The 21,685-nt window shown below is 39.1% G+C and carries 20 protein-coding genes and 1 tRNA gene; 10 read left to right on the top strand and 11 right to left on the bottom strand.

What is annotated here, in order from left to right:
- Positions 1 to 46 precede the first annotated feature (46 nt).
- Positions 47 to 119, bottom strand: a tRNA-Met gene (locus BLQ05_RS01510).
- Positions 120 to 235: 116 nt separating this feature from the next.
- On the opposite strand from BLQ05_RS01510, the gene era reads away from it, so the two are divergent.
- The gene (gene era / locus BLQ05_RS01505; RefSeq protein ID WP_023575373.1) at positions 236 to 1,120 is read left to right on the top strand and encodes a GTPase Era; all 885 of its coding nucleotides are present in this window, start codon (positions 236 to 238) and stop codon (positions 1,118 to 1,120) included.
- On the opposite strand, the gene BLQ05_RS01500 is transcribed toward era, so the two are convergent.
- Positions 1,121 to 1,615 (bottom strand): hypothetical protein, encoded by a 495-nt coding sequence (locus tag BLQ05_RS01500; RefSeq protein ID WP_023575372.1) that lies wholly within the window; start codon positions 1,613 to 1,615, stop codon positions 1,121 to 1,123.
- Between the two features lie 181 nt (positions 1,616 to 1,796).
- Between BLQ05_RS01500 and der the strand changes: the two genes are divergently transcribed.
- Both der and BLQ05_RS01490 read left to right on the top strand, forming a co-directional pair.
- Entirely contained in the window at positions 1,797 to 3,107 is a 1,311-nt protein-coding gene (gene der, locus BLQ05_RS01495) for a ribosome biogenesis GTPase Der (RefSeq protein WP_023575371.1), read from the top strand.
- A 63-nt stretch (positions 3,108 to 3,170) separates the two neighbouring features.
- A complete protein-coding gene (locus BLQ05_RS01490) occupies positions 3,171 to 5,990 on the top strand; it encodes an outer membrane beta-barrel protein (protein WP_023575370.1) in 2,820 nt (939 codons plus the stop codon).
- 62 nt (positions 5,991 to 6,052) lie between these two features.
- Here the strand turns inward: BLQ05_RS01490 and BLQ05_RS01485 are convergent, their stop codons facing one another.
- From BLQ05_RS01485 to BLQ05_RS01460, 6 genes are all read right to left on the bottom strand, one after another.
- Positions 6,053 to 6,298 carry a hypothetical protein gene (locus tag BLQ05_RS01485; protein WP_035653848.1) on the bottom strand — a complete coding sequence of 82 codons (246 nt, stop codon included), beginning with the start codon at positions 6,296 to 6,298 and terminating at the stop codon, positions 6,053 to 6,055.
- Positions 6,299 to 6,442: 144 nt separating this feature from the next.
- Complete coding sequence (locus BLQ05_RS01480) at positions 6,443 to 7,210, bottom strand: TPM domain-containing protein (RefSeq protein WP_051365722.1); 768 nt, start codon at positions 7,208 to 7,210, stop codon at positions 6,443 to 6,445.
- 21 nt (positions 7,211 to 7,231) lie between these two features.
- A complete protein-coding gene (locus tag BLQ05_RS01475) occupies positions 7,232 to 7,669 on the bottom strand; it encodes a TPM domain-containing protein (RefSeq protein WP_023575367.1) in 438 nt (145 codons plus the stop codon).
- A gap of 3 nt (positions 7,670 to 7,672) precedes the next feature.
- Entirely contained in the window at positions 7,673 to 8,266 is a 594-nt protein-coding gene (locus tag BLQ05_RS01470) for a LemA family protein (protein ID WP_023575366.1), read from the bottom strand.
- Between the two features lie 63 nt (positions 8,267 to 8,329).
- Positions 8,330 to 8,659 (bottom strand): MerR family transcriptional regulator, encoded by a 330-nt coding sequence (locus tag BLQ05_RS01465; RefSeq protein WP_023570776.1) that lies wholly within the window; start codon positions 8,657 to 8,659, stop codon positions 8,330 to 8,332.
- 134 nt (positions 8,660 to 8,793) lie between these two features.
- On the bottom strand, positions 8,794 to 9,771 hold the full coding sequence (locus tag BLQ05_RS01460) for a M23 family metallopeptidase (protein WP_023575365.1): 978 nt from the start codon (positions 9,769 to 9,771) through the stop codon (positions 8,794 to 8,796).
- Positions 9,772 to 10,102: 331 nt separating this feature from the next.
- On the opposite strand from BLQ05_RS01460, the gene alaS reads away from it, so the two are divergent.
- The 7 genes from alaS (at position 10,103) to BLQ05_RS01425 (ending at position 18,867) form a co-directional block, all read left to right on the top strand.
- Entirely contained in the window at positions 10,103 to 12,739 is a 2,637-nt protein-coding gene (alaS, locus tag BLQ05_RS01455; RefSeq protein ID WP_023575364.1) for an alanine--tRNA ligase, read from the top strand.
- A 133-nt stretch (positions 12,740 to 12,872) separates the two neighbouring features.
- Positions 12,873 to 13,664, top strand: a complete 792-nt coding sequence (locus BLQ05_RS01450) for a hypothetical protein (protein WP_023575363.1) — start codon at positions 12,873 to 12,875, stop codon at positions 13,662 to 13,664.
- A 286-nt stretch (positions 13,665 to 13,950) separates the two neighbouring features.
- Positions 13,951 to 14,742, top strand: a complete 792-nt coding sequence (locus BLQ05_RS01445; protein ID WP_023575362.1) for a hypothetical protein — start codon at positions 13,951 to 13,953, stop codon at positions 14,740 to 14,742.
- A 33-nt stretch (positions 14,743 to 14,775) separates the two neighbouring features.
- Positions 14,776 to 15,744: a GSCFA domain-containing protein gene (locus BLQ05_RS01440; protein WP_023575361.1), complete on the top strand. Its 969-nt coding sequence runs from the start codon at positions 14,776 to 14,778 to the stop codon at positions 15,742 to 15,744.
- Between the two features lie 86 nt (positions 15,745 to 15,830).
- Positions 15,831 to 16,748 (top strand): hypothetical protein, encoded by a 918-nt coding sequence (locus BLQ05_RS01435; RefSeq protein ID WP_143000890.1) that lies wholly within the window; start codon positions 15,831 to 15,833, stop codon positions 16,746 to 16,748.
- A 179-nt stretch (positions 16,749 to 16,927) separates the two neighbouring features.
- Positions 16,928 to 18,130, top strand: a complete 1,203-nt coding sequence (locus tag BLQ05_RS01430; RefSeq protein WP_023575359.1) for a glycosyltransferase family 2 protein — start codon at positions 16,928 to 16,930, stop codon at positions 18,128 to 18,130.
- A gap of 89 nt (positions 18,131 to 18,219) precedes the next feature.
- Positions 18,220 to 18,867: a DUF4230 domain-containing protein gene (locus BLQ05_RS01425; RefSeq protein WP_051365721.1), complete on the top strand. Its 648-nt coding sequence runs from the start codon at positions 18,220 to 18,222 to the stop codon at positions 18,865 to 18,867.
- A 29-nt stretch (positions 18,868 to 18,896) separates the two neighbouring features.
- On the opposite strand, the gene BLQ05_RS01420 is transcribed toward BLQ05_RS01425, so the two are convergent.
- From BLQ05_RS01420 to BLQ05_RS01410, 3 genes are read right to left on the bottom strand one after another with little or no spacing between them, the layout of a single operon-like run.
- Positions 18,897 to 19,517, bottom strand: coding sequence for a class I SAM-dependent methyltransferase (locus BLQ05_RS01420; RefSeq protein WP_035653847.1), 621 nt, complete (start codon positions 19,515 to 19,517; stop codon positions 18,897 to 18,899).
- A complete protein-coding gene (locus BLQ05_RS01415) occupies positions 19,517 to 19,825 on the bottom strand; it encodes a rhodanese-like domain-containing protein (RefSeq protein ID WP_023575356.1) in 309 nt (102 codons plus the stop codon). The genes BLQ05_RS01420 and BLQ05_RS01415 overlap by 1 nt, the downstream gene beginning before the upstream one ends.
- A 59-nt stretch (positions 19,826 to 19,884) precedes the next feature.
- Positions 19,885 to 21,642: an aromatic amino acid hydroxylase gene (locus BLQ05_RS01410; RefSeq protein ID WP_023575355.1), complete on the bottom strand. Its 1,758-nt coding sequence runs from the start codon at positions 21,640 to 21,642 to the stop codon at positions 19,885 to 19,887.
- Positions 21,643 to 21,685: the final 43 nt, after the last annotated feature.

Below are 21,685 nucleotides of genomic sequence, written 5' to 3'. Positions count from 1 at the left end.
GGCGGATATGAGCTTTCCAAACTCGCTGCAATCTATATAAACTTAGTAGCGGGAACAGGACTCGAACCTGTGACCTTCGGGTTATGAGCCCGACGAGCTGCCTACTGCTCTATCCCGCGATGTTTCGAGTGCAAAGGTACAACGAAATTTCATCCGTGCAACAAAAACGCGAAAAAACTTTTTTATTTCTACTTTTCGCCTGATATGACTACCTTTGTAGGCTAAATTCTTTACTATGTCACACAAAGCAGGTTTTGTAAACATCATCGGAAATCCAAATGTTGGGAAGTCGACCTTAATGAATGCCTTCGTTGGAGAGCGTTTGTCCATCATCACTTCCAAAGCACAAACCACCCGTCACCGTATCCTCGGAATCGTAAACGGCGACGATTTTCAGGTCTTGTTTTCGGATACGCCGGGAATTATCAAACCCGCTTATGAATTGCAGAGTTCCATGATGGATTTTGTGAAATCAGCATTTGAAGATGCCGATGTGTTGATATATATGGTAGAAGTAGGTGAAAAAGAACTGAAAGACGAAGCCTTTTTCAATAAAATCATCCATTCCAAAATTCCGGTGTTGTTGTTGTTGAATAAAATCGACAAATCCAATCAGGAGCAATTGGAAGAACAGGTGAATTTGTGGAAAGAAAAAGTGCCAAATGCCGAACTTTTTCCGATTTCCGCTTTGGAAAACTTTAATGTAACTGAAGTGTTTAACCGAATATTGGAACTGCTTCCGGAATCTCCGGCCTATTATCCGAAAGATGCCTTAACCGATAAACCAGAACGTTTCTTCGTAAACGAAACCATTCGTGAAAAAATTCTTTTGCATTACGATAAGGAAATCCCGTATGCGGTGGAAATCGAAACCGAAGAGTTTATCGAAGACGATGATATCATCCGAATCCGTGCCGTAATCATGGTGGAACGTGAAACCCAAAAAGGAATTATCATCGGTCACAAAGGGGCAGCGATTAAAAGAGTAGGTGTTGAAGCGCGTCAGGATCTGGAAAAATTCTTCGGCAAGCAAATTCACATCGAAATGTTTGTGAAGGTAAACAAAGACTGGAGAAGCAATGCTTTTCAGTTGCGTCGTTTCGGATATAATCAAAAATAATTAGCCCAAAACGCGATCCATTAATTGCTCCAGCTCATGCATTTGAGGTACACTGTTGTGCCGGTTGCTTCGCGCAATCAGGTACAGTAAGATCCATACCGCAACCATTAGTCCCATAATCAATAAATCGTTTCCGTAAGGTTGTTTCAGCGTCCAATTGGAATAGGCAATCATGCCGAAAATCAGAAAAATACCGGCGACGATGAAATGGAAAAACATGAACATGGTCCATAAAGCCTGATCCGGTCCAAATAAACCTCTTACATTGGTGCTCCCGTTTTCTGATTTTTCCAATTCCAGATGAAGATGGGGTGAAAAATATTTCCTGTTTTTAGGGCTGATATAAAACCAAATGTGATTTCCGGAAATTTTGATGGAATAGTCCGAGGCCACTTCCGTTTTCAATTGTTGGTATTCCTGTATAATTGTTTCTGATGTTTTTGGCGTTTCCCGGTAAAATCTTGGCCGGAGTAAGATGCTTTTGTCTGGTTCCATAAGGTAGGTTTGCTGAAAACTAAATTACATTTTTTTTGAAAACAAACAAGTTTTTAGATTGGAATTGACATAAAATCAGTGGGTTGAATTTGCTTTTTTAGAATTTTTACGCGAATTGATGTGTAGGAAAGTGCTAAAACTGCTCAAAAAAGTGTAATTTTGCAGACTCAAAAAAATATTTATGAATAATATCGTAGCCATTGTAGGAAGACCTAATGTAGGGAAATCAACCTTTTTCAACAGGTTAATTCAAAGAAGAGAAGCTATCGTTGACTCGGTGAGCGGGGTGACCCGTGACCGTAATTACGGAAAAAGCGAATGGAACGGAAAAGAGTTTTCGGTTATTGATACGGGAGGATACATTAAAGGGTCCGATGATATTTTTGAGGCAGAAATCCGTCGTCAGGTAGAATTGGCCATTGATGAAGCCGATGCGATTATTTTCATGGTGGATGTGGAAGAAGGCATCACGCCAATGGATGCCGAAGTAGCAAAACTGCTTCGTAAGGTAACCAAACCGATCCTTATCGCGGTGAACAAAGTGGATAATGCGATGCGTGAAAAAGACGCCATCGAATTTTATAATTTAGGTTTAGGCGAATATTACACCATCGCCGGAATGAACGGAAGCGGAACCGGAGAATTGTTAGATGCTTTGGTTAAAGCGTTACCGGAAATGCCGGATGCCGTTGAGGAAGAAAATCCGTTACCCCGTTTTTGTGTGGTAGGTCGTCCTAATGCCGGAAAATCATCTTTTATCAATGCCTTAATCGGGGAAGACCGTTTCGTGGTGACCGACATTGCCGGAACAACCCGTGATGCCATCGATACCAAATACAACCGTTTCGGATTCGAATTTAACTTGGTCGATACTGCGGGAATCCGTAGAAAAGCCAAAGTGAAGGAAGATTTGGAATTTTACTCGGTAATGCGTTCGGTACGTGCGATTGAACATTCGGATGTGATTATCCTGATGATTGATGCGACGCGTGGTTTCGAAGGTCAGGATCAGAGTATTTTCTGGTTGGCCGAAAAGAACCGAAAAGGAATTGTGATTTTGGTAAACAAATGGGATTTGGTGGAAAAAGACACCATGTCAACCCGTGATTATGAAGCGAAAATCCGTGAAGAGTTGCAGCCGTTTACCGATGTGCCGATTCTTTTCGTATCCGCCTTAACCAAACAACGTTTATTGAAAGCCTTGGAAACAGCGGTTGAAGTTTTTGAAAACAGAAAACAGCGTATTTCCACATCCAAATTCAACGAAACGATGTTGCCGATTATCGAGCGTACACCACCACCGGCATTAAAAGGAAAATACGTGAAAATCAAATATTGTATGCAGTTGCCTACACCAACACCTCAGTTTGTGTTTTTTGCCAATTTACCACAATATGTAAAAGATCCGTACAAGCGTTTTATCGAAAACCAGTTGCGTCAGATCTATAATTTCTCCGGAGTACCTATTGATATTTACTTCAGACAGAAATAAACTGTTAAATTTTATCAAACAAATAAAATTCTTACATAATAAAACCTTTAATTCGCGGTTAATATGAGAAATCATTTTAACCGCTATTTTTTTTTATTGATGTCCAAACATTTTTTCACTTTTGTTCTTGCACTGTTTTCAGTATGCGCTTTTTCTCAGAGTTCCTTTTATATCAAAGGAAAAATTATTGAAGAAACCACCAAACTTCCCATGGAGTCGGTTACGGTTTATCTATCCGTAGCCAAAGATTCTTCTCTGGTGGATTATACCATTACCGATAAAAACGGGAATTTTTCGCTTGCCGTTAAAAAGGCATCACAACCGCTCTTTTTAAAAGTTTCCATGGTAGGTTTTGAAGATTATAAACTGAACATGGCGGAACTTTTAAAAGCGAAAGATTTTGGCGTAATCACGTTAAAGGAACAGGCCAAAATGCTGAATGAAGTCGTGGTGAAGACCGAAGCGCCTCCGGTTCGCATCAAGAAAGATACTTTGGAGTTCAATGCCGCCTCGTTTAAAGTCAGACCCGACGCAAATGTGGAAACGCTTTTAAAGCAACTACCCGGTGTGGAAATCGATGCCGAGGGTAAGATCACGGTGAACGGAAAAGAAGTGAATCAGATTTTGGTGAACGGAAAACCGTTTTTCGACAAAGACGGAAAAATTGCCCTGCAGAATCTACCTTCCGATATTATCAATAAGGTGCAGGTTACCGATACCAAAACCAAAAAAGAGGAATTGTCCGGTCAGGCAGCCAGTTCAAATAATGCGAGCATCAATCTGACCATTGACGAAGACAAGAACAAAGGGTTCTTCGGAAAGTTTATGGCCGGTTACGGTACAGACGAACGCTATGAAAGCAGTGCGCTGATCAATTATTTCAAGAATAAAAGAAAATTGAGTGTCTTGGCCTCTTCCAACAATATCAATTCGGTCGGGTTTTCCATGGACGAGATTTTTGATAACATGGGTGGTGGTCGAAGCCGCTCCATGTACTATAACGATAACGGTTCTTTCGGGATTAACGGAATGCGTTTCGGTGCCGGAACCGGAATAACACAGTCGGATATGGTGGGAATCAACTATTCGGATGAATGGTCCAAAAAAACAGAGACTACCGCGAGTTACTTTTTTTCCGATCAGCATACCAAAAATGCAAGTCGCAGTAATCAGATTAACTTTCTCACGACAGGGGATTATTTAACTTCAAATTCAACTTCCGATTCGAAATCCGACCGATTCGGACATAATGTAAATCTCGAATTTGAATATAAAATCGATTCTACCGCATCACTTGTTTTCATTCCGAAATTCACGAAATCAAACGGTAAAGATCGTGATAAATCGTTTCAGTCTTCTTCAGATATGGATAACAATCTGTTGAATGAAAGTACCTCGGAGACCTTCAGCGACAGCGATGGAACGAATTTCAAAAACTCGGTTTACTTCAATAAATCGTTAAATAGAAGAGGGCGTTATGTAAGCGCGTCCTTTGATAATGAAAATAATAGAGATGAGATTTCGGCATTCAACAAATCGGCAACCATTTCATATCAGGATGCGACGCCGGATGACATTCGGGATCAGGTAAAAAAGAACCGGAACATCAGGGATAGTTATTCGTTTGAAACCGCTTATTCCGAGCCTTTGAAAGATTCACTGAAAGTTAATTTGGCCTTGGAATACAAATGGAGTAAATCTTCCGAAGACCGAAAAGCATTTGATTATGATGCCATCTCTCAAACATATTCCAATGCGAATGACATTCTGACAAATTACTTGACCGCTACGGCGAGAACCGTTAAACCGACTGCCGGAATTGCTATTGAAAAGAAGAAGTATCGCTTTAATTTTTCTGCAGGAACAGCGGTTTCTCAGTTTGATGCTCATTCCCTATATCGTGACAATGTTACGGATCTGAATAAACAGTATGCTTTGCCGTTTGCCGATGTGCAGTTCAATTACAGTTTTACGAAGTCAAAATCGCTATGGTTGAATTATAATTATGAATTTGATTTCCCTACGGCTAACCAGGTTTTACCGGTTGAGGATTTGTCCAATCCGTTAAACACATACATCGGAAACCCGGATCTGGATCTCAACAAATCACATCGCGCTTATGTGAATTACAGTGATTATGATTATGCCTCACGATCGGGTTACGGGGCTTATTTAAGCACGAGTTATTACGACAGTCAAATCGTGGCATCCACAATTTTTGATGTGAACGGAAAACGGGAGACAAGCTATGTGAATGTTGGTGATACCCATTCTACTTGGTTTGGATTGTACTGGAATAAGACAATTAAAAAGGAAGCGCATAAATTCAGATTTAATTTAGGATTCAATACCAGTTTGGGGCTTTCCAAAGGGTTTACCAATGGCGAAATGTACGATGCCAAATCGATGCGATTGACACCAAGAGCTTCATTCAGTTATGATTATGGGGAACTGTTGACTATCAGTCCGTCTTACAATTTAAGTTATAATGAAACGGAATACACCAATTATTCGGTGGGTGGCGCTACCAATGTGTTACATCGTTTTAACTTGCAGACCACCAACTATTGGCCTAAAAACTGGGTTTTCGGTAATGATTTCGGATATACTTACAATTCTAACATTGCCGATGGTTTCAAGAAAGATTTTTATTTGTGGAATACGAGTTTAGCGTACAGTTTTTTCAATAAGAAGTTCACGGCCAAAGTGAAAGTGTATGATTTGCTAAATCAAAACCAAAGTGCGACGCGCACCATTTCCGCCACAACGATTCGCGATGAGGAGAATACCGTTTTAAAGCGCTACGCCATGTTTTCACTGACCTATAAAATTGAAAAATTCGGAGGAAAAGAGAAACCGTCCCGAAACCGACATGTGTTTTAAAATAAAAAAGAAGAGATTGTTTACAGTCTCTTCTTTTTTTAATCTCGATTATTACTCTCAAATCAGCTCAAAGCCGTTTCTTCTTTTTCCAATGTCTTTACGGGATAATCGTTATACCAATCCTTAAAGGTTTTTGTGGTTTTGTATTTATCAATCAGAACGGTATAAACCATATATGGAATCAAAAAACTCCCTATTATAAACAAACTCATCAGAATTGGTAAAGGAGTGTTTGTCTGGCATAAACCCGCAAAAACAAAAACATAAATAGTGGTAAACCACACGAGTTTGATTGCGAAATTTTTCATGACCTTAATTTCTTATAAAGTTACGATTTTAAAGAAAGTTGGGGCGTTAATGAATTGGTAATAAACGAAGTAAAATTAAAAAGAGATTGCAAAAGCAATCTCTTTTTTATCTGTTTGCTGCAATCTGCAACCTGATGTCTTAGGTTACCAGCTTCCGCCGGCTCCGCCACCGGAGAAACCGCCGCCGCCAAAACCGCCACCGAAGCCACCTCCTCCAAAACCACCTCCGGAACTTCCGCCACCAAAACCGCCACGACCTAAGCTGCTGAGTATGATAATGTCGCCCAAGTCGGGTCCTGAAAAACGACCCCCGTTACCACCGCCGCGTTTGTTTCGGGAAAGAATGATGATTAGGATAATAAATGCTATGATGAAAAATATGATTTTTCCGCCACCGGATGATTTGTTTCCAATGCGCTCGCCTTTGTATTTTCCTTTCAGTACGTCAAAAATGGCATCGGCACCTTTGTCTAGACCATTGTAATAACTTCCGGCCTTAAATTCGGGAATGATGACATTGCGGATTAACTCACCGGTAATTCCTGCAGAAAGACGGTCTTCAACACCATATCCGGGTGAAATGTGAATTCTTCTGTCGCCTTCGGAAAGTAGAATAAAAACACCATTGTCTTCTTTGGCTTGTCCAACGCCCCATTTTTGTGCCCAATTGACGCTTAATTGTGCGATGTCTTCCCCTTTAAGATTCTCCACTATAACCACCACGATTTGTGTTGTGGTGGAATCCGAATAACGAACCAGTTTGTCTTCCAGTTGTTTCTTCTGAGCGGCTTCTAAAAGATTGGCGTAATCATAAACACTGGTTTGCAGGCTTGGTTTTTCTGGAATGTCGTATTGTGCAAACCCCAATTGATGCAGTAACAGGAATGTTATCGCAACAAAGAGCTTTATCATTTTTAAAATGAAATGTGTCATTTATCCTTTGGATATTTCGTTAGATAATTCATTGGTGTCTTCGCTGTGGAACGGGAAATGTTTTTTCAAACGTTCCCCGGCTCTCAGGATACCGTTTACCAAACCGTCTTTAAACTCTTTGTTTTTAAAATGACCAATCACTACGTCTTTGGTACAATCCCAAAAATCGTCTTCCACCACATCGTCAATGCCTTTATCGCCAATTATGGCAAAGGAATGATCCTGTACCCCAACGTAGAAAAGGACGCCGTTTTTAGCCTCGGTTGCGTCCATGCCTAAAGCATGAAAAACCTCCTTAGCCCTTTCAAGCGGAAGTTTTTCAGCATGTGCTTCTATGTGAACCCTAATCTCACCGGACGTGTTTTGTTCTGCAACGTGTATTGCGTGAACAATCTCTTTTTCTTCTTCCGGGGTTAGAAAATCTTCAGTTAAAGACATTGTTTATTTGTCAAAGTTAAATTCTACGTCCACTGGTTTTTCAGCTCCGGCAACCGCATCAAAGAATGGTTTTTCCTTGTATTCGGATAGGAACCAACTGTTCGGAATTTTCAGGATATAGTTGTTATAGCTTTGAACCGATTCGTTAAAACGGGTTCTTGCCGTTAAAATCTGATTTTCCGTACTCGCCAATTCGTCCTGTAATTTCAGGAAGTTCGCATTGGCTTTCAGATCCGGATATTGTTCCACTGTTACCAATAATCTTGATAAAGCCGAGGAAACACCACCTTGTGCCTGATTGAATTGTGCTAATTGTTCCGGGGTTACGTTGGTTGGGTCAATCGTTACCTGAGTCGCTTTGGCACGCGCTTCAATAACGGCAGTTAAGGTTCCTTTTTCGAAATCGGCAGCCCCTTTTACGGTTTTTACTAAGTTTCCGATAAGGTCGTTTCTTCTTTGATATGCCGTTTCCACGTTACCCCATTCTTTTCCTACCGCCTGATTTTCACGGATGGCGCCGTTTTTGATTCCTACGTACCAAAATCCAATAACAGCCAGGATACCTACAATAATTAATACCGGTGCAAATTTTCTCATGTGTTTGTAAATTTAAAGTTGTTTTCTTTGTTTGTATTAGTCGTTGTTTTTGTGAATTGTTACTTACAATTCATTTTTAATGTTGGTCAGTTGTACTTTAATACCTTCTAATTTACGAATGATTTCGAACTTATCCAGTGTTTTTTTCTGTCCTTCTTTCAAATGTACTTTCGCACCGTCCAGTGTAAATCCGCGTTCTTTTACCAAATGGTATATCAGTTGCAGGTTTTTCACGTCTTCGGGAGTGAACATTCGGTTGCCTTTCGCGTTCTTTTTGGGTTTCAGGATATCGAATTCCTTATCCCAAAAACGGATCAGCGAGGCGTTAACGTCAAAAGCTTTGGCTAGCTCGCCAATACTGTAATATCTTTTTTCAGGTAAGTCTAAATGCATATTTGTTTTGAGTTAATAAGTTAAAAGGGACAAGCGATAAGTTGTTGTGTTGACATATATCCCATTTTCTTTTTCTCTCTCTCTTCTTGTATCTTGTTTCTTTTCATTTCTCCCTTTTCCCTTGTCTCTATTTTCTAATCTAACGACTGATTCTCCTGGTTGGCAATTTGTGAAATTAAAACATATTCTTTGGCTGAAATCGACCCATAATAAAAATTCAGCGGATTCACCACTTTTCCGTTCTGGTACACTTCATAGTGTAAGTGTGGTGCTTCGCTTCGTCCGGTGCTGCCCACATAACCGATAACATCCCCGCGTTTTACGCGCTGTCCCGGTCGTGCTTTGTATTTGCTCAAATGGGCATATAAGGTTTTGTATCCGTAACCGTGACGAATCTGGATGTGATTTCCGTAACCCGATAACGACGCATCCGCTTTCTCCACCACGCCGTCGCCGGTAGCATAAATCGGAGTTCCCGTTCGGGCCGTGAAATCCATGCCTTTGTGAAACTTCCGCACTTTGGTGAACGGATCACTTCGGTATCCGAAACCCGACGCCATTTGTTTCAACGCTTCGTTTTTTACCGGTTGTATTGCCGGAATCGCCGCCAGCAGTTTTTCTTTTCCTTTGGCCAGTTTAATGATTTCATCCAACGATTTCGACTGAAACGCCAGCTGATTGGCAATTACATCCAAACGCTTCGTGGTGTTAATCACCAAATCCGAATTGTTGTAACCTTCTAGTTGTTTGTAGCTAAGACTGTTGTCGTTTTCCCCTTTTCGTTTTTCTTCTGTTACCGGCGAACTGTTAAAATAAGCACGATACACATTATTGTCGCGGTCTTCCAAATTGGTCATCGTTTCGTTTAGCCGGTCAATTTTTTTATTCAGAATCGCATAGTTGATTTTCATGTTCTCAATCTCACGCGCCTGGATTCGGTCTTTGGGCGTTTCAAAATACGACGTGTTCAAAAGCACTACAAAACACAAAAAGCCAAACAACGCCGAAGCCACCAGAAACAAAGCAAAATAGCCGAACTTTCGCCCTTTCTTCGGCTTGATTTTCCGATAGGCTAATTTTTCTGGATCGTAAACATATTTTACCTTCGACATGTTCTAAAATATACTATTTTTGCAGCTTATAAAATGGTGTTGGCTAACCGCTTGTAGGGGTTATACGAACAAATTTAAGAAATGTTTCATGAAAACAATTTTTTGAAGCGAAACATTTGGCTTATTTGTTCCAATAGCTGTCGGAATCGTGTTTCCTGTTGTCCGCTATATTTTTAAAACCTATCAGGTCTAAAAGATACCGCTCCTCCCGATAACCATCGGGACAGGGCTAGGAGAGTCGCCATTTTAATTTTTGTAATGTATTGATAAATTTGTGGATTTGGTTCTTTCCTAATAAACGAATCGCCACACAACCGAATAAACATAAGAAATGAAATCACAAGACATTCGTAAGGCTTACCTTGATTTTTTTGAAAGCAAAGGACATTTGATCGTTCCTTCGGCGCCCATTGTATTAAAAGACGATCCGACTTTAATGTTTAACAATTCCGGAATGGCTCAGTTTAAAGAGTTTTTCCTTGGAAACGGAACACCAAAAAGCGCCCGAATCGCCGATACACAAAAATGTCTTCGCGTATCCGGAAAGCACAACGACTTGGAGGATGTAGGTTTTGACACTTACCACCACACCATGTTCGAAATGTTAGGAAACTGGTCGTTTGGTGATTATTTCAAAAAAGAAGCTTTGGCCTGGGCTTGGGAATTTCTGACGGAAGTCTTAAAGTTGGACAAAGACCGTTTGTACGTTTCCGTGTTTGAAGGCAACCCGGCGGAAAATGTTCCGTTCGATCAGGAAGCGTTCGATATCTGGAAACAATACGTTCCGGAAGACCGCATCATTCTTGGAAACAAAAAAGACAACTTCTGGGAAATGGGCGATCAGGGGCCGTGCGGACCATGTTCTGAAATCCACATCGATTTAAGAACCGATGCCGAAAGAACTGCCCAGTCCGGTCGTGATTTGGTAAACGCCGATCATCCGCAGGTTGTGGAAATCTGGAACAACGTATTTATGGAATTCAACCGTAAAGCGGATGGTTCTCTGGAAAAATTACCGGCACAACACGTGGATACCGGAATGGGCTTCGAACGTTTGTGTATGGCGATGCAAGGCGTAACGTCAAATTACGATACCGACGTTTTTACCCCTCTTATTGAAAAAGTTTCCCAAATTACGGGAGCAAAATATACGTCGAATGAAATCAAAGACATCAGCGACGAACAAAACAAAACCAATATTGCCATTCGTGTCATTGTAGATCACGTGCGCGCGGTAGCGTTCGCTATTGCGGATGGACAGTTGCCTTCCAATGGTGGGGCCGGTTATGTAATCCGAAGAATCTTGCGTCGTGCCATCCGTTACGGATTTACGTTTTTAAATACCAAAGAACCGTTCATCTATCAATTGGTTGAGGTATTGGCGAATCAGATGGGGGCTTTCTTCCCGGAGATTGTCGCTCAGAAAGGTTTGGTGTCGAATGTCATCAAAGAAGAGGAGGCATCTTTCTTAAGAACGTTAGATCAAGGATTGCAATTGTTGGAAAATGTGGTTACAGAAACCAAAGGAAATGAGGTTTCAGGAGCAAAAGCTTTCGAATTGTATGATACCTTCGGATTCCCGATTGACTTAACGGCCTTGATTTTAAGAGAAAGAGGGTGCAGTCTTGATGAAAAAGGTTTCGATGCCGCGATGCTGGAGCAAAAAACTCGTTCCCGCGCCGCTTCGGAAGTGTCCACGGAAGATTGGACGATTCTGGTTCCAGGAAATGTGGAGACTTTTGTAGGCTATGACCAAACCGAAAACGAGGTAAAAATTACCCGTTTCCGAAAAGTGGATTCTAAAAAAGACGGTAAATTATACCAAATCGTATTAGACAACACACCATTCTATCCGGAAGGCGGAGGACAGGTGGGTGACAAAGGAACCTTGGTTTCCGCAAACGAAACCATCGAAATCGTCGATACGAAAAAGGAAAACAACCTGATTTTGCATTTTGCGAAAAGCTTACCGGAAAACGTAAATGGTACTTTCGCAGCAAAAGTAAGTACGGATTTAAGGAGTCACTGTGCGAGCAATCACTCGGCAACACACTTATTACATCAGGCATTGCGTTCGGTTTTAGGAACGCATGTGGAGCAAAAAGGGTCGTTGGTGTCGCCAAATTACCTTCGTTTTGACTTTTCGCATTTCGCAAAAGTGACCGAGGAAGAATTACAACAAGTAGAAGATTTCGTAAACGCAAGAATCCAGGAGCAATTGCCGTTAATTGAAAGAAGAAGCATTCCGTTCGCGCAGGCGATTGAAGAAGGTGCGATGGCGTTATTCGGAGAGAAATACGGCGATAATGTACGTGCAATCAAATTTGGAGAAAGCATGGAGTTGTGTGGTGGAATTCACGTGAAGAATACCGCAGAGATCTGGCATTTCAAAATTACGAGTGAAGGAGCTGTTGCTGCCGGAATCCGTCGTATTGAAGCGATTACCAATGATGCGGTGAAAGATTTCTATGCCTCTCAGGAAAATATGCTGAAAGAAATCAAAGAAGCGTTGAAAAACCCTCAGGATATTATCAAATCGGTAGTTTCCCTGCAGGAGGATAATGCCAAACTGAAAAAACAACTGGAACAACTGTTAAAGGAAAAAGCGAAAAACCTGAAAGGGGAATTGGCTTCGGAAATACAGGAAATCAACGGCGTGAAATTCCTCGCAAAACAAGTGGATTTGAATCCGGAAGGGGCCAAAGATTTGGCTTACGAACTAGGAAACGACGAAACCAACTTGTTCCTGTTACTGGCAACTGCCGAAGAAGGAAAGCCTATGCTAACCTGCTACATATCAAAAGAATTGGTGGAAAGTAAAGGTTTAAACGCAGGAACTGTAGTTCGTGAATTAGGGAAATTCATCCAAGGCGGTGGGGGCGGACAACCGTTCTTCGCAACCGCAGGAGGGAAGAATGTGGGTGGCATCGCTGAAGCTTTGGAAAAAGCAGTTGATTTTGTGAAGTAAAATTAAAGCATATCTTATTGAAGCCCAAATCATAATTGATTTGGGCTTTTTTTATAACAAAAATTGATGAAAGGTATTTTTATGTCACATTCCTTTTTGCGTTATTTGTAATAAAATTTTTAAAAAAATACCAATGAAAAAAATCCTTTATGTTTTCAGTGCACTGGCGCTAATTTTCACTTCATGTTCAAGTGACAGTGATAGTTCTTCGGATAATCCATCTGCTACAATCTTGCCAAAGAGAATCGTTGAAACGTATTATTTGGATGGAAGTGTTGATGAGGTTGTTACAAGCAATTTAACGTTTAATGGGAATAAATTAGCAGCCATAGTTTATGAAGGTAGTATAGAAAAAGATGTTTTTACTTATTCAGGAGATTTAATAACAAAAATTGAGCATTTTGAAAATGATGTTGTAGTAGGGATGGAAAATTTCGGATATGATGGACAAGGAAGACTACAGTTTTGGGAAGATTATGGAGGGGCGGCTTTAGATCAATTGTATCAAAATGATGCTTTTACCTATAATCCCGATGGGACAATTTTGCGAAATCATTATTCTGATGGTGTACTTATGTCGACTCATAAATTTTATTTAGAGAATGGGGAGGTTTCTAAAATAGAATCAATAAATGAGTCAACCGGCGAAGCAGAACCCGGATTAACCCGAATAATTACTCATGATGATAAAAATAATGCTTATAAAAACATTTTAGGATATAATAAAGCGCTATATATGGTTTATTTTGAAAGCGCCACAAATGAAGGTTTTCAGAAGAATTTGTTAACTTGTACTAGTTCCGGAGGAGCATTTAATATTAATTGGAATTTTGAATATGTTTACAATTCAAATAATTATCCTACAAGTATAATGAAAAATCTAAATAGTGTTGAATCTCAATTCGTTCAATTTTTCTACGAATAATTTTATTTCTTAAATCAGGTCCAAACCCAAAGTGAATAGCTTTGGGTTTTTTATTTGTAAAACAATGAAAGCTAGTAATTTATAATTTTTTTATGATTTTACTTTTCTAAGAAAGTTACTTTTGATGCTTTCATTAAAACTGTTGAAAAGAAGAAGGGTGTTTTTAGTAAGATTTTTACATAACTCGCTGATATATAATCGATTAAAGTCTAAAAAAATCGTTAAAATGCACTTGTATGTCTTTTTTTTTTCTTCCTTTGTCAAAGTTTAATACAAAATTCAAATTATGAAAAGACTTAGCTTAATTTTAGGGATGATGACAATGGGTATTTTAGCTTCATGTTCTACAGATGAATTTGATACTGACGTAACTTCCGACACCATGGAGGATGCCAAATTAAATCCAAAAGGGGTTTATTTAAAAAGAATTATAACAACCACCAATGCCGGAAGTACGGTAAATACGAGTGATTATTTGTATTCGGGAAGCAAACTGACGCGAATCAACTCTTCTGATGGTTCTCATGTTGTTTATATGTATGCCGGTAATCTTATTTCGGAAAGAGCGTTTTATTATAACAATACGCTCAACACCAAAGAAATTTTTGAGTATAATGAAAACAGTCAGTTGCTGAATTATCGCAGGGTTAATCCTTCGAATACGGTACTCTACAGAGCCATTTATCAATACAACAGCGATGGTACCGTTACCGTTAGCGGTTATAAAGGGGCCACTGTTTCCGAAAGTACGAAGATTGTGAACCGAAAGGTATTTGTGGTGAACGGACAGGTAACTAAAATTGAAAATTATACTATTTCAAACGGGTCAGCCGTTACAGAAGTGCTTAACTATTCCTTCGATACCAAAAATTCCCCTTTCAAGGACATTTTAGGATTCGACAAACTGACCTATTACGATATGGCCTTAAACGGAAGTGCCCGTAATGTTACCGCTATCAATACTGTTGGAGCGTCTTTGGCTAATTCAGGAAACGACATTGTACAATACACGTATAACGCCCAAAATTATCCGGTTTCGGCTAACAAAGGCTCCATCGTATTACAATATTTTTATTAATAAATCAGTAAGTTTGTAAAAAACAAACTTACCATGCAATTCAGAACCCAAATACCTGTTCCAAAAAGTAATTCTCCTATAGATTATGCTTCCGGAATAGTGTCTTTGGGTTCTTGTTTTGCGGAAAATATCGGAGAGAAATTCGAATACTTCAAATTTCGTGCTTCCGTAAATCCTTTCGGGATCATCTTCAATCCGGTTTCTCTCGAAAAACTGATTTGGAGAAGTGTCCAAAAGGAGTATTTCACAGACAAAGACATCTTCTTTCATAATGATTTGTGGCATTGTTTTGAAGTGCATTCAGTGTTGAGTTCTTCCGATAAGGAGCTGTTTCTCAAACGACTCAATCAGATAATCGACAAATTTTACAATCAGATAATCGGATCCTCCCACGTTTGCATCACATTGGGGACCTCCTGGGTGTATCGAAATGTCAAAAGCGGAGAAATTGTTGCGAATTGTCATAAAGTTCCGCAAAAACAGTTTACGAAAGAATTACTTTCGATAGCTCAAATCGAAGAAAGTCTGCAAACTATAGTTGCATCCGTTACATCGGTAAATCCAAACTGCAACTTTCTTTTCACCGTATCGCCTGTCAGACACAGTAAAGACGGTTTTGTGGAAAACCAGCGGAGTAAAGCACACCTGATAACGGCTTTACACAATACGTTCGACTTTCAACTTCCGACTTTCAACTATTTTCCGAGTTATGAAATCATGATGGACGAATTGCGCGATTATCGTTTTTATGCCGATGACATGCTGCATCCCAATCAGGTGGCCATCGATTATATCTGGGAACGCTTTTTTCAATCCATGATTTCCGAAGCCTGTTATCCTGTAATGCAGGAAGTGGATTCCATTCAGAAAGCCTTGCAGCACCGTCCGTTCAATCCGGATTCGGATTCCCATCAGAAATTTTTAAAAAACCTTCACCAAAAAATAGCGACGCTGCAAACACAAATGCCCCATATTTCGTTTTTAAAAAAAAAACTTTTTTAAATATTGAAAGTTATGTTGCTAATTTTGAGACTATTTAAATAGTTCGTTTGATGAAACTTTACATGTTGCCGAAGAAAAAATATTTGATGTACATTTCCTTAAATAATGAAAAATGTCATTATGAAGTTATATGTTCAATACTGTCTTTTAAGAAGACGAATAGATTTTTTTTTGGTAAAATAATTATTTATACTGACGATGTTACTTTTTTTAAAGAACAGCTGCCATATTTCCATAATGTTGTATTTGAATTTGTAGATTTAACTGTAGTGAATGAGGTTCACAGTCGATACGGAAATCTCTTTCGCTTGAAGATAGTTTTAATAATTGAATTTTTAAAAAAATACAGAGCAAGTGTGTTGTTTATGGATTCAGACACTTTTTTTATTAAAAACGTGAATGAATTGTTTAAATACGTCAATAATGGAAATTGTATCCTGCATTGTCAGGAATACCATTTGAGTAGTGGGGTTAATGCTAATTTTGAGCGTTTATTGGTGAATGAAAATCTTATTGATTTTTTTAAGGAAAATAATACGCCTTTAACCGGAGACACAATTGTATGGAATTCAGGAGTCATTGGAATTTGCTTTAAAAATATCGATTTGTTAACTAATGCTTTGGAAATTTTTGATGTGATTGAAGCAAGTTCTGTTAATGACAATACAATAGAGCAGCTTTCATTGTCGATAGCTTTTTCAAAAACAGCGATTATTCCAGCTCACGATTTTATTTTTCATTATTGGTTTATAAAGGTTTTCAGGTGTTTGCTGTGGAAATATTTTTTTAAAAATCAGGATTTGCTTATCCTAAACAAGGAAGAGCAGATTTTTGTAAACACTGGGTTTGTTAGGGAATTGCTTAAAAAAGAACAATTAACATTCAGTAACTCAATAGGTATTATATTTACCGTGGTCAATAATTACTATTCAAAAGAAACGAGAAAAAATATTAAAAAAAATTTTTGCAAAAATACTTACATGTACAAGAGAATTTTTTTATAATTTGTGAGCTAATTTTAAATTTTAAAGTATGATTACTTATTTAATTACATTGGTTTCCTGCCTTTTTGGTACTCAAAGTGATGATGTCGCTACTGAAACCCAATCAAATGGAGTAGAGGTTAATTACAATGTTGACCAAACTGAGGTTGACGCGTTTTATCATTCTTAAATAGTATAAATTGTTTTTATCAGTTTGTATTATTACAAAAAACGAAGAGTCAAGTATTGAAAAATGTCTCCAATCTGTAAACGAAATTGCGGATGAGATTCTCATACTTGATTCTTTTTCTATTGACAGAACAACCGCAATCGCTCAGAAATACACGAATAAAATTTACCAAAGTGCTTGGATTGATGATTTTTCATATGCTAGAAATTTATGTGTTTCTAAAGCTGAAGGTAAGTGGGTATTGATAATTGATGCGGATGAGGTTTTTCATTATGATAGTGTATTCCTTGATTTTTTAAAAAAGGCTCCAAATGAAGCTTATTTGATTTTTCGGAATGAGAAATACAGAAACAAGTCGGATAATAAATTGGTAAGTTATCCGGTTGGAATTTTACGACTTTTTAAGAATCGGAAGGACGTTAAGTTTCAATACCCTATTCATGAACGACTTGATGATTTTTTTCTTGAAAACAATATTCCAATCGGAGTGTTAAAGTACGGGTTCTTGGATCATAATATTTATGAAACAACTGATGATAAAATCAGTTTCAAACAAAAATATTATTTAGGGATAATACATCAGCAACTTGAAGAAATACCTGACGATGAATGGTTGCTTTTTCAGAAAGCAAAAACGAATCTTTTTTTAAAAAAGATACACGAATCAGAGCGTGACTTAAGACTTCTAATAGCAAATAAATCAACAAACAACAAAATTAAAATTGCTGCATTAGTGCTCTTGTCCAATTTATATAAAGAACAAAATGACAAAGCGAAATGTATTGAAACCTTAAAACAAGGGTTAAAGTTGAAAAAATGTACTTTACTCTACTTGTTTTTAGGAGACGCATATTATAGAGATAAATCCTATTGGAAAGCGTTAAGGTACTATTTTCGGATGAAAACCTCACCTTTAAATCTAACCTATGAAGAGAGTATGTATCTGATAAGTTATGTTGAGTCAAAGGATAAAATTTTTAGAATAGCCAGTTCTCTTTATTCTTTAGGTTTTTTGAGGTTGTCAAAATATTTCCTTTTAGTTTTCAGAGCAAAATCAGGAGCAGATTCATTTTTTTTATTGAGCCTGATATACCTCAGAAAAAAGCAAAAAACAAAGTGTATGCAAACTCTTGAAGAAGCAATCCGAATTGACCCTCAATGGAATAAGCCGATAGACTTGTATGGAAAGTTGCAAAAAAGCCAAGAACAATAATTTGATTTAACTTTTTGTTATCTTCGTAAGCAAATCAGTAAGCCATGGCAACCCGCAGAAATTCTTCGAACGAAACCGCAATTAAGAACATGTTAATTCCGTTGGTTCAGGCCATTGGGCGTTCAGGTAAATTACTCTATCTGATTGTTTTTGTCGTATTGGGAGTGATTGCTTATAAGTATTTCACGGCAGATAAAAACGCGGCTACTACCGAATACAATACCGAGCTGATTCAACAACAAATCAAGAGTGTTGGGAAATTGGTTGTGACGGAAGGGCATTATTCGCAGGTCATGACCTATAAAGACCAGCAGAAATACATGATGAACCTGCTTTCGTTTGAAAAAAAAGCACTGATAATCATTAATGCTGATGTAACGGTAGCGTATGATTTACGTCAGATGCAATACGACATAGACGAAAAAAACAAAACGATTACCATTGTCAGTATTCCCAAAGAAGAAATAAAAATCAGCCCGGATATTCAGTTTTACGATGTCGAACAAAGTACAATGAATCCTTTTACCGGTGACGATTACAATAAAATCAACAAAAAGGTGAAAGCCGATCTGGCTAAAAAAATCGAAAAGTCAACGTTAAAATCCAATGCGAAAAACCGCTTGGTGAGTGAACTGGCTAAAGTTTTGATTCTGACCAATTCGATGGGGTGGAAATTGGAATACAACAATCAGGTCATCGGAAGCGAGAAACAAATGGAAGAAACGATTAAATTGTAATAAAAAAATCCCGCTACCTGCGGGATTTTTTATTTTTTCTCAAAACTGCAGAATACAAAATTCTGAATCGTATCAAAGGGTGTTGTATGGTTTTCAAAAAAACATTCCACCGCTTTAAAATTCGTTTTGAATGTTTCTTCAAGCAAGTTGGCGGAGTACTGTTTAATCTCAATACCGCTGCATTTCTTTGGTCCTGATTCGGAGAAGGTTCCAATCAACATTTTACCGTTGTCCGCTATCGCAGAAGCCGTGATTTGTTGGTATTTCTCAATGTCGGAAGCATCCGTCAGAAAATGAAAAACCGCACGGTCATGCCAAACGGCATATTTTTCCGTAGGGTTAAAATGGGTAATGTCACTTACAATCCATTTCACACTTTCGGCTTTGTTTCCCAAACGTTTTTTGGCTCTTTCAATCGCATTTTCGGAAATGTCCAAAACAGAAATATTGGTATATCCCAAATCCAGCAAGTGATCCACCAGAAAACTGTCGCCACCACCAATGTCGATAATCGCATCGTCTTTGGAAGATGTATTGCTCTGTATGAAATCCAAAGAAGTTTTCGGAAGCGGCTGATACCAACTCACTTCATTTACCGCTTTGGTGTCGTAAATGGTTTCCCAATGTTTTTTTCTGTTGAAATCGTCCATTATAATTTGTTCTGTAGGCTTTCCCAGCCACCACCGTTGATGACCTCGATGCCGTTTTGTTTTAAAATGGAAGTGGCCTGGGCACTTCGCATTCCGGAACGACAACAGGCAATCACCGGTTTGTTTAGTTTTTTTATTTCCTGAATTTTAAAGGCAATGGTATCTAACGGAATGTTTTTCGAGCCTTTTATGTGTCCCGAAGCAAATTCTCCGTTACTTCTCACGTCAATAATCACCGCACCTTTTGCTACATAATCCTGAATATTTTCAGATTTGTTGCCTAATCCTAGCATGTCTAATAATCCCATAGTGTTATTTTTTTAACAAAGATATGGTGCTGATTACAAATGTATTGTAACCAATGTTACTAAGCGGGTACGTTACTGAAAATCAATTCCAGTCCGTTGGTAATCAGTTTGGCTACTTCGGGTCTGTTTAATTTTACTTTTTCCAGATGACTCAGTACTTTTTCGGTTAGGTCGTTATTGTTGTTTTTCTGAGCGAGTTCGGCGATCTCAACAGAAAGCAGCCAATCATTAGAATGGCCTGCTGTAACTGCTGCAAAAGCTTCTTTCAGAGTGATTTCGGCCGGTTTGTTTTCGCGTATGTTACGCACATTGCGATACAGCATTTCGAGCTCTTCCCTTTCGGCTGATTTTTTTTGTTTGATGGTATGCGATGATGGAACGTGACTGATCATGTCAAAGCTGTTCACATCGGCCGGACCGGAAAAGGCGGAAATCACTTTTTTACCCACCGCCATGTCATAGGTGCCCCATTCCGGTTGGAACAGCACCGTGTTTTTGTGTTTTACGGTACAGTTTTTAAAACTGATGATGATGATTTCACCTCTTAGGTTTCTAGAACCGGTGATGATTTCTCCTGTAACGGTAATGTCGCCTTCAAACTCAAGGGTTACTTTTTCGTTTTCGTAGATGTCGTAGGCACGCAAGTCACGCGGACTCATGTCTTCAATCGCCAGATTGATCCCTTTAAGTTTTCCTATTGGAGAACCGAAGCCCTCTGCATGGTATTCTGTTCCGTGGCCTACTAATTCTTTTTCACGGTAGGATAAGGCTGTTTTACCTGTAGTCTGAACATATACCGGTTTCCCGTCGTGTTCAATCACATTGGTGAAAACACCTGAAATCTGAATTCCGGTGCTTAATTCTATCGTTCCTAAAGCTTTGGATGTAATTAGTTTTTTGATGCCGCTTAAACCTCCGGTACGCAATGCCATTTTGTTGGCGAACTCTTCCAGAACCATGCTCAAATGGGCAAAATCCGGAGTGACGTATAATTGGGGTTGCGGTTTGGTAATGTCAAAACTCTGATTGGCTGCCGAAATATCATAAGGTATTTTCTTCACGTTGTCGGTCATGCACCACGCACTTTCGCCAATAGAAGATAACAAGCCGGCACCGTATATTTTTGGATTGTCCACCGTTCCGATTAGGCCGTATTCCACCGTCCACCAATGCAGGTTTCGGATTTGTGCCATTTCGGAAAGTTCACCCATATTGTTTTGTAAATCGTCTACCTGTTTTTCGGCCGCTTCAATTTCCGCTTGCGGGGTTCCTTCGGCTTCTTTTAAGATAGACAGTAAACGAATGGCTTCATACATTTCATAGTCGTGTGCCGATGAAATGGCTTTACAACCGATTTCACCGAAACGACGCAAATATTCCGCATATTCCGGGTTGGCAATGATTGGCGCGTGGCCGGCACCTTCGTGAATGATGTCCGGAGCAGGGGTATATTCAATGTGTTCCAGCTGACGAATGTCCGAAGCAATAACCAATACGTTATACGCCTGGAATTCCATGAACGCATTGGGCGGAATGAATCCGTCCACGGCAACTGCTGCCCATCCGATTTCTTTCAAAATGCGGTTCATGCCATACATGTTCGGAATGCTTTCAATATCGATTCCGGTCTGACGTAAACCATCCAAGTAGGAACTGTGTGCTACTTTACCCAGATAATCCACATTTTTACGCATTACATAACGCCAAACTGCCTGATTTATAGGTGTGTATTCGCTGTAGTCCTGCGGTTTGATAAACTGTTTTAAATGCTTGGGTAATCTTTCGATTAACGGATTGGTTTCGTACGTTGTATTCATGATTTGCTGTGTGTTGTATTTGGTCGTAAAGTTATGAAATGTT

This window comes from Flavobacterium saliperosum (assembly GCF_900100625.1).
Lineage (GTDB): Bacteria > Bacteroidota > Bacteroidia > Flavobacteriales > Flavobacteriaceae > Flavobacterium > Flavobacterium saliperosum.
This window is presented reverse-complemented; position numbering and strand designations above follow the sequence as displayed.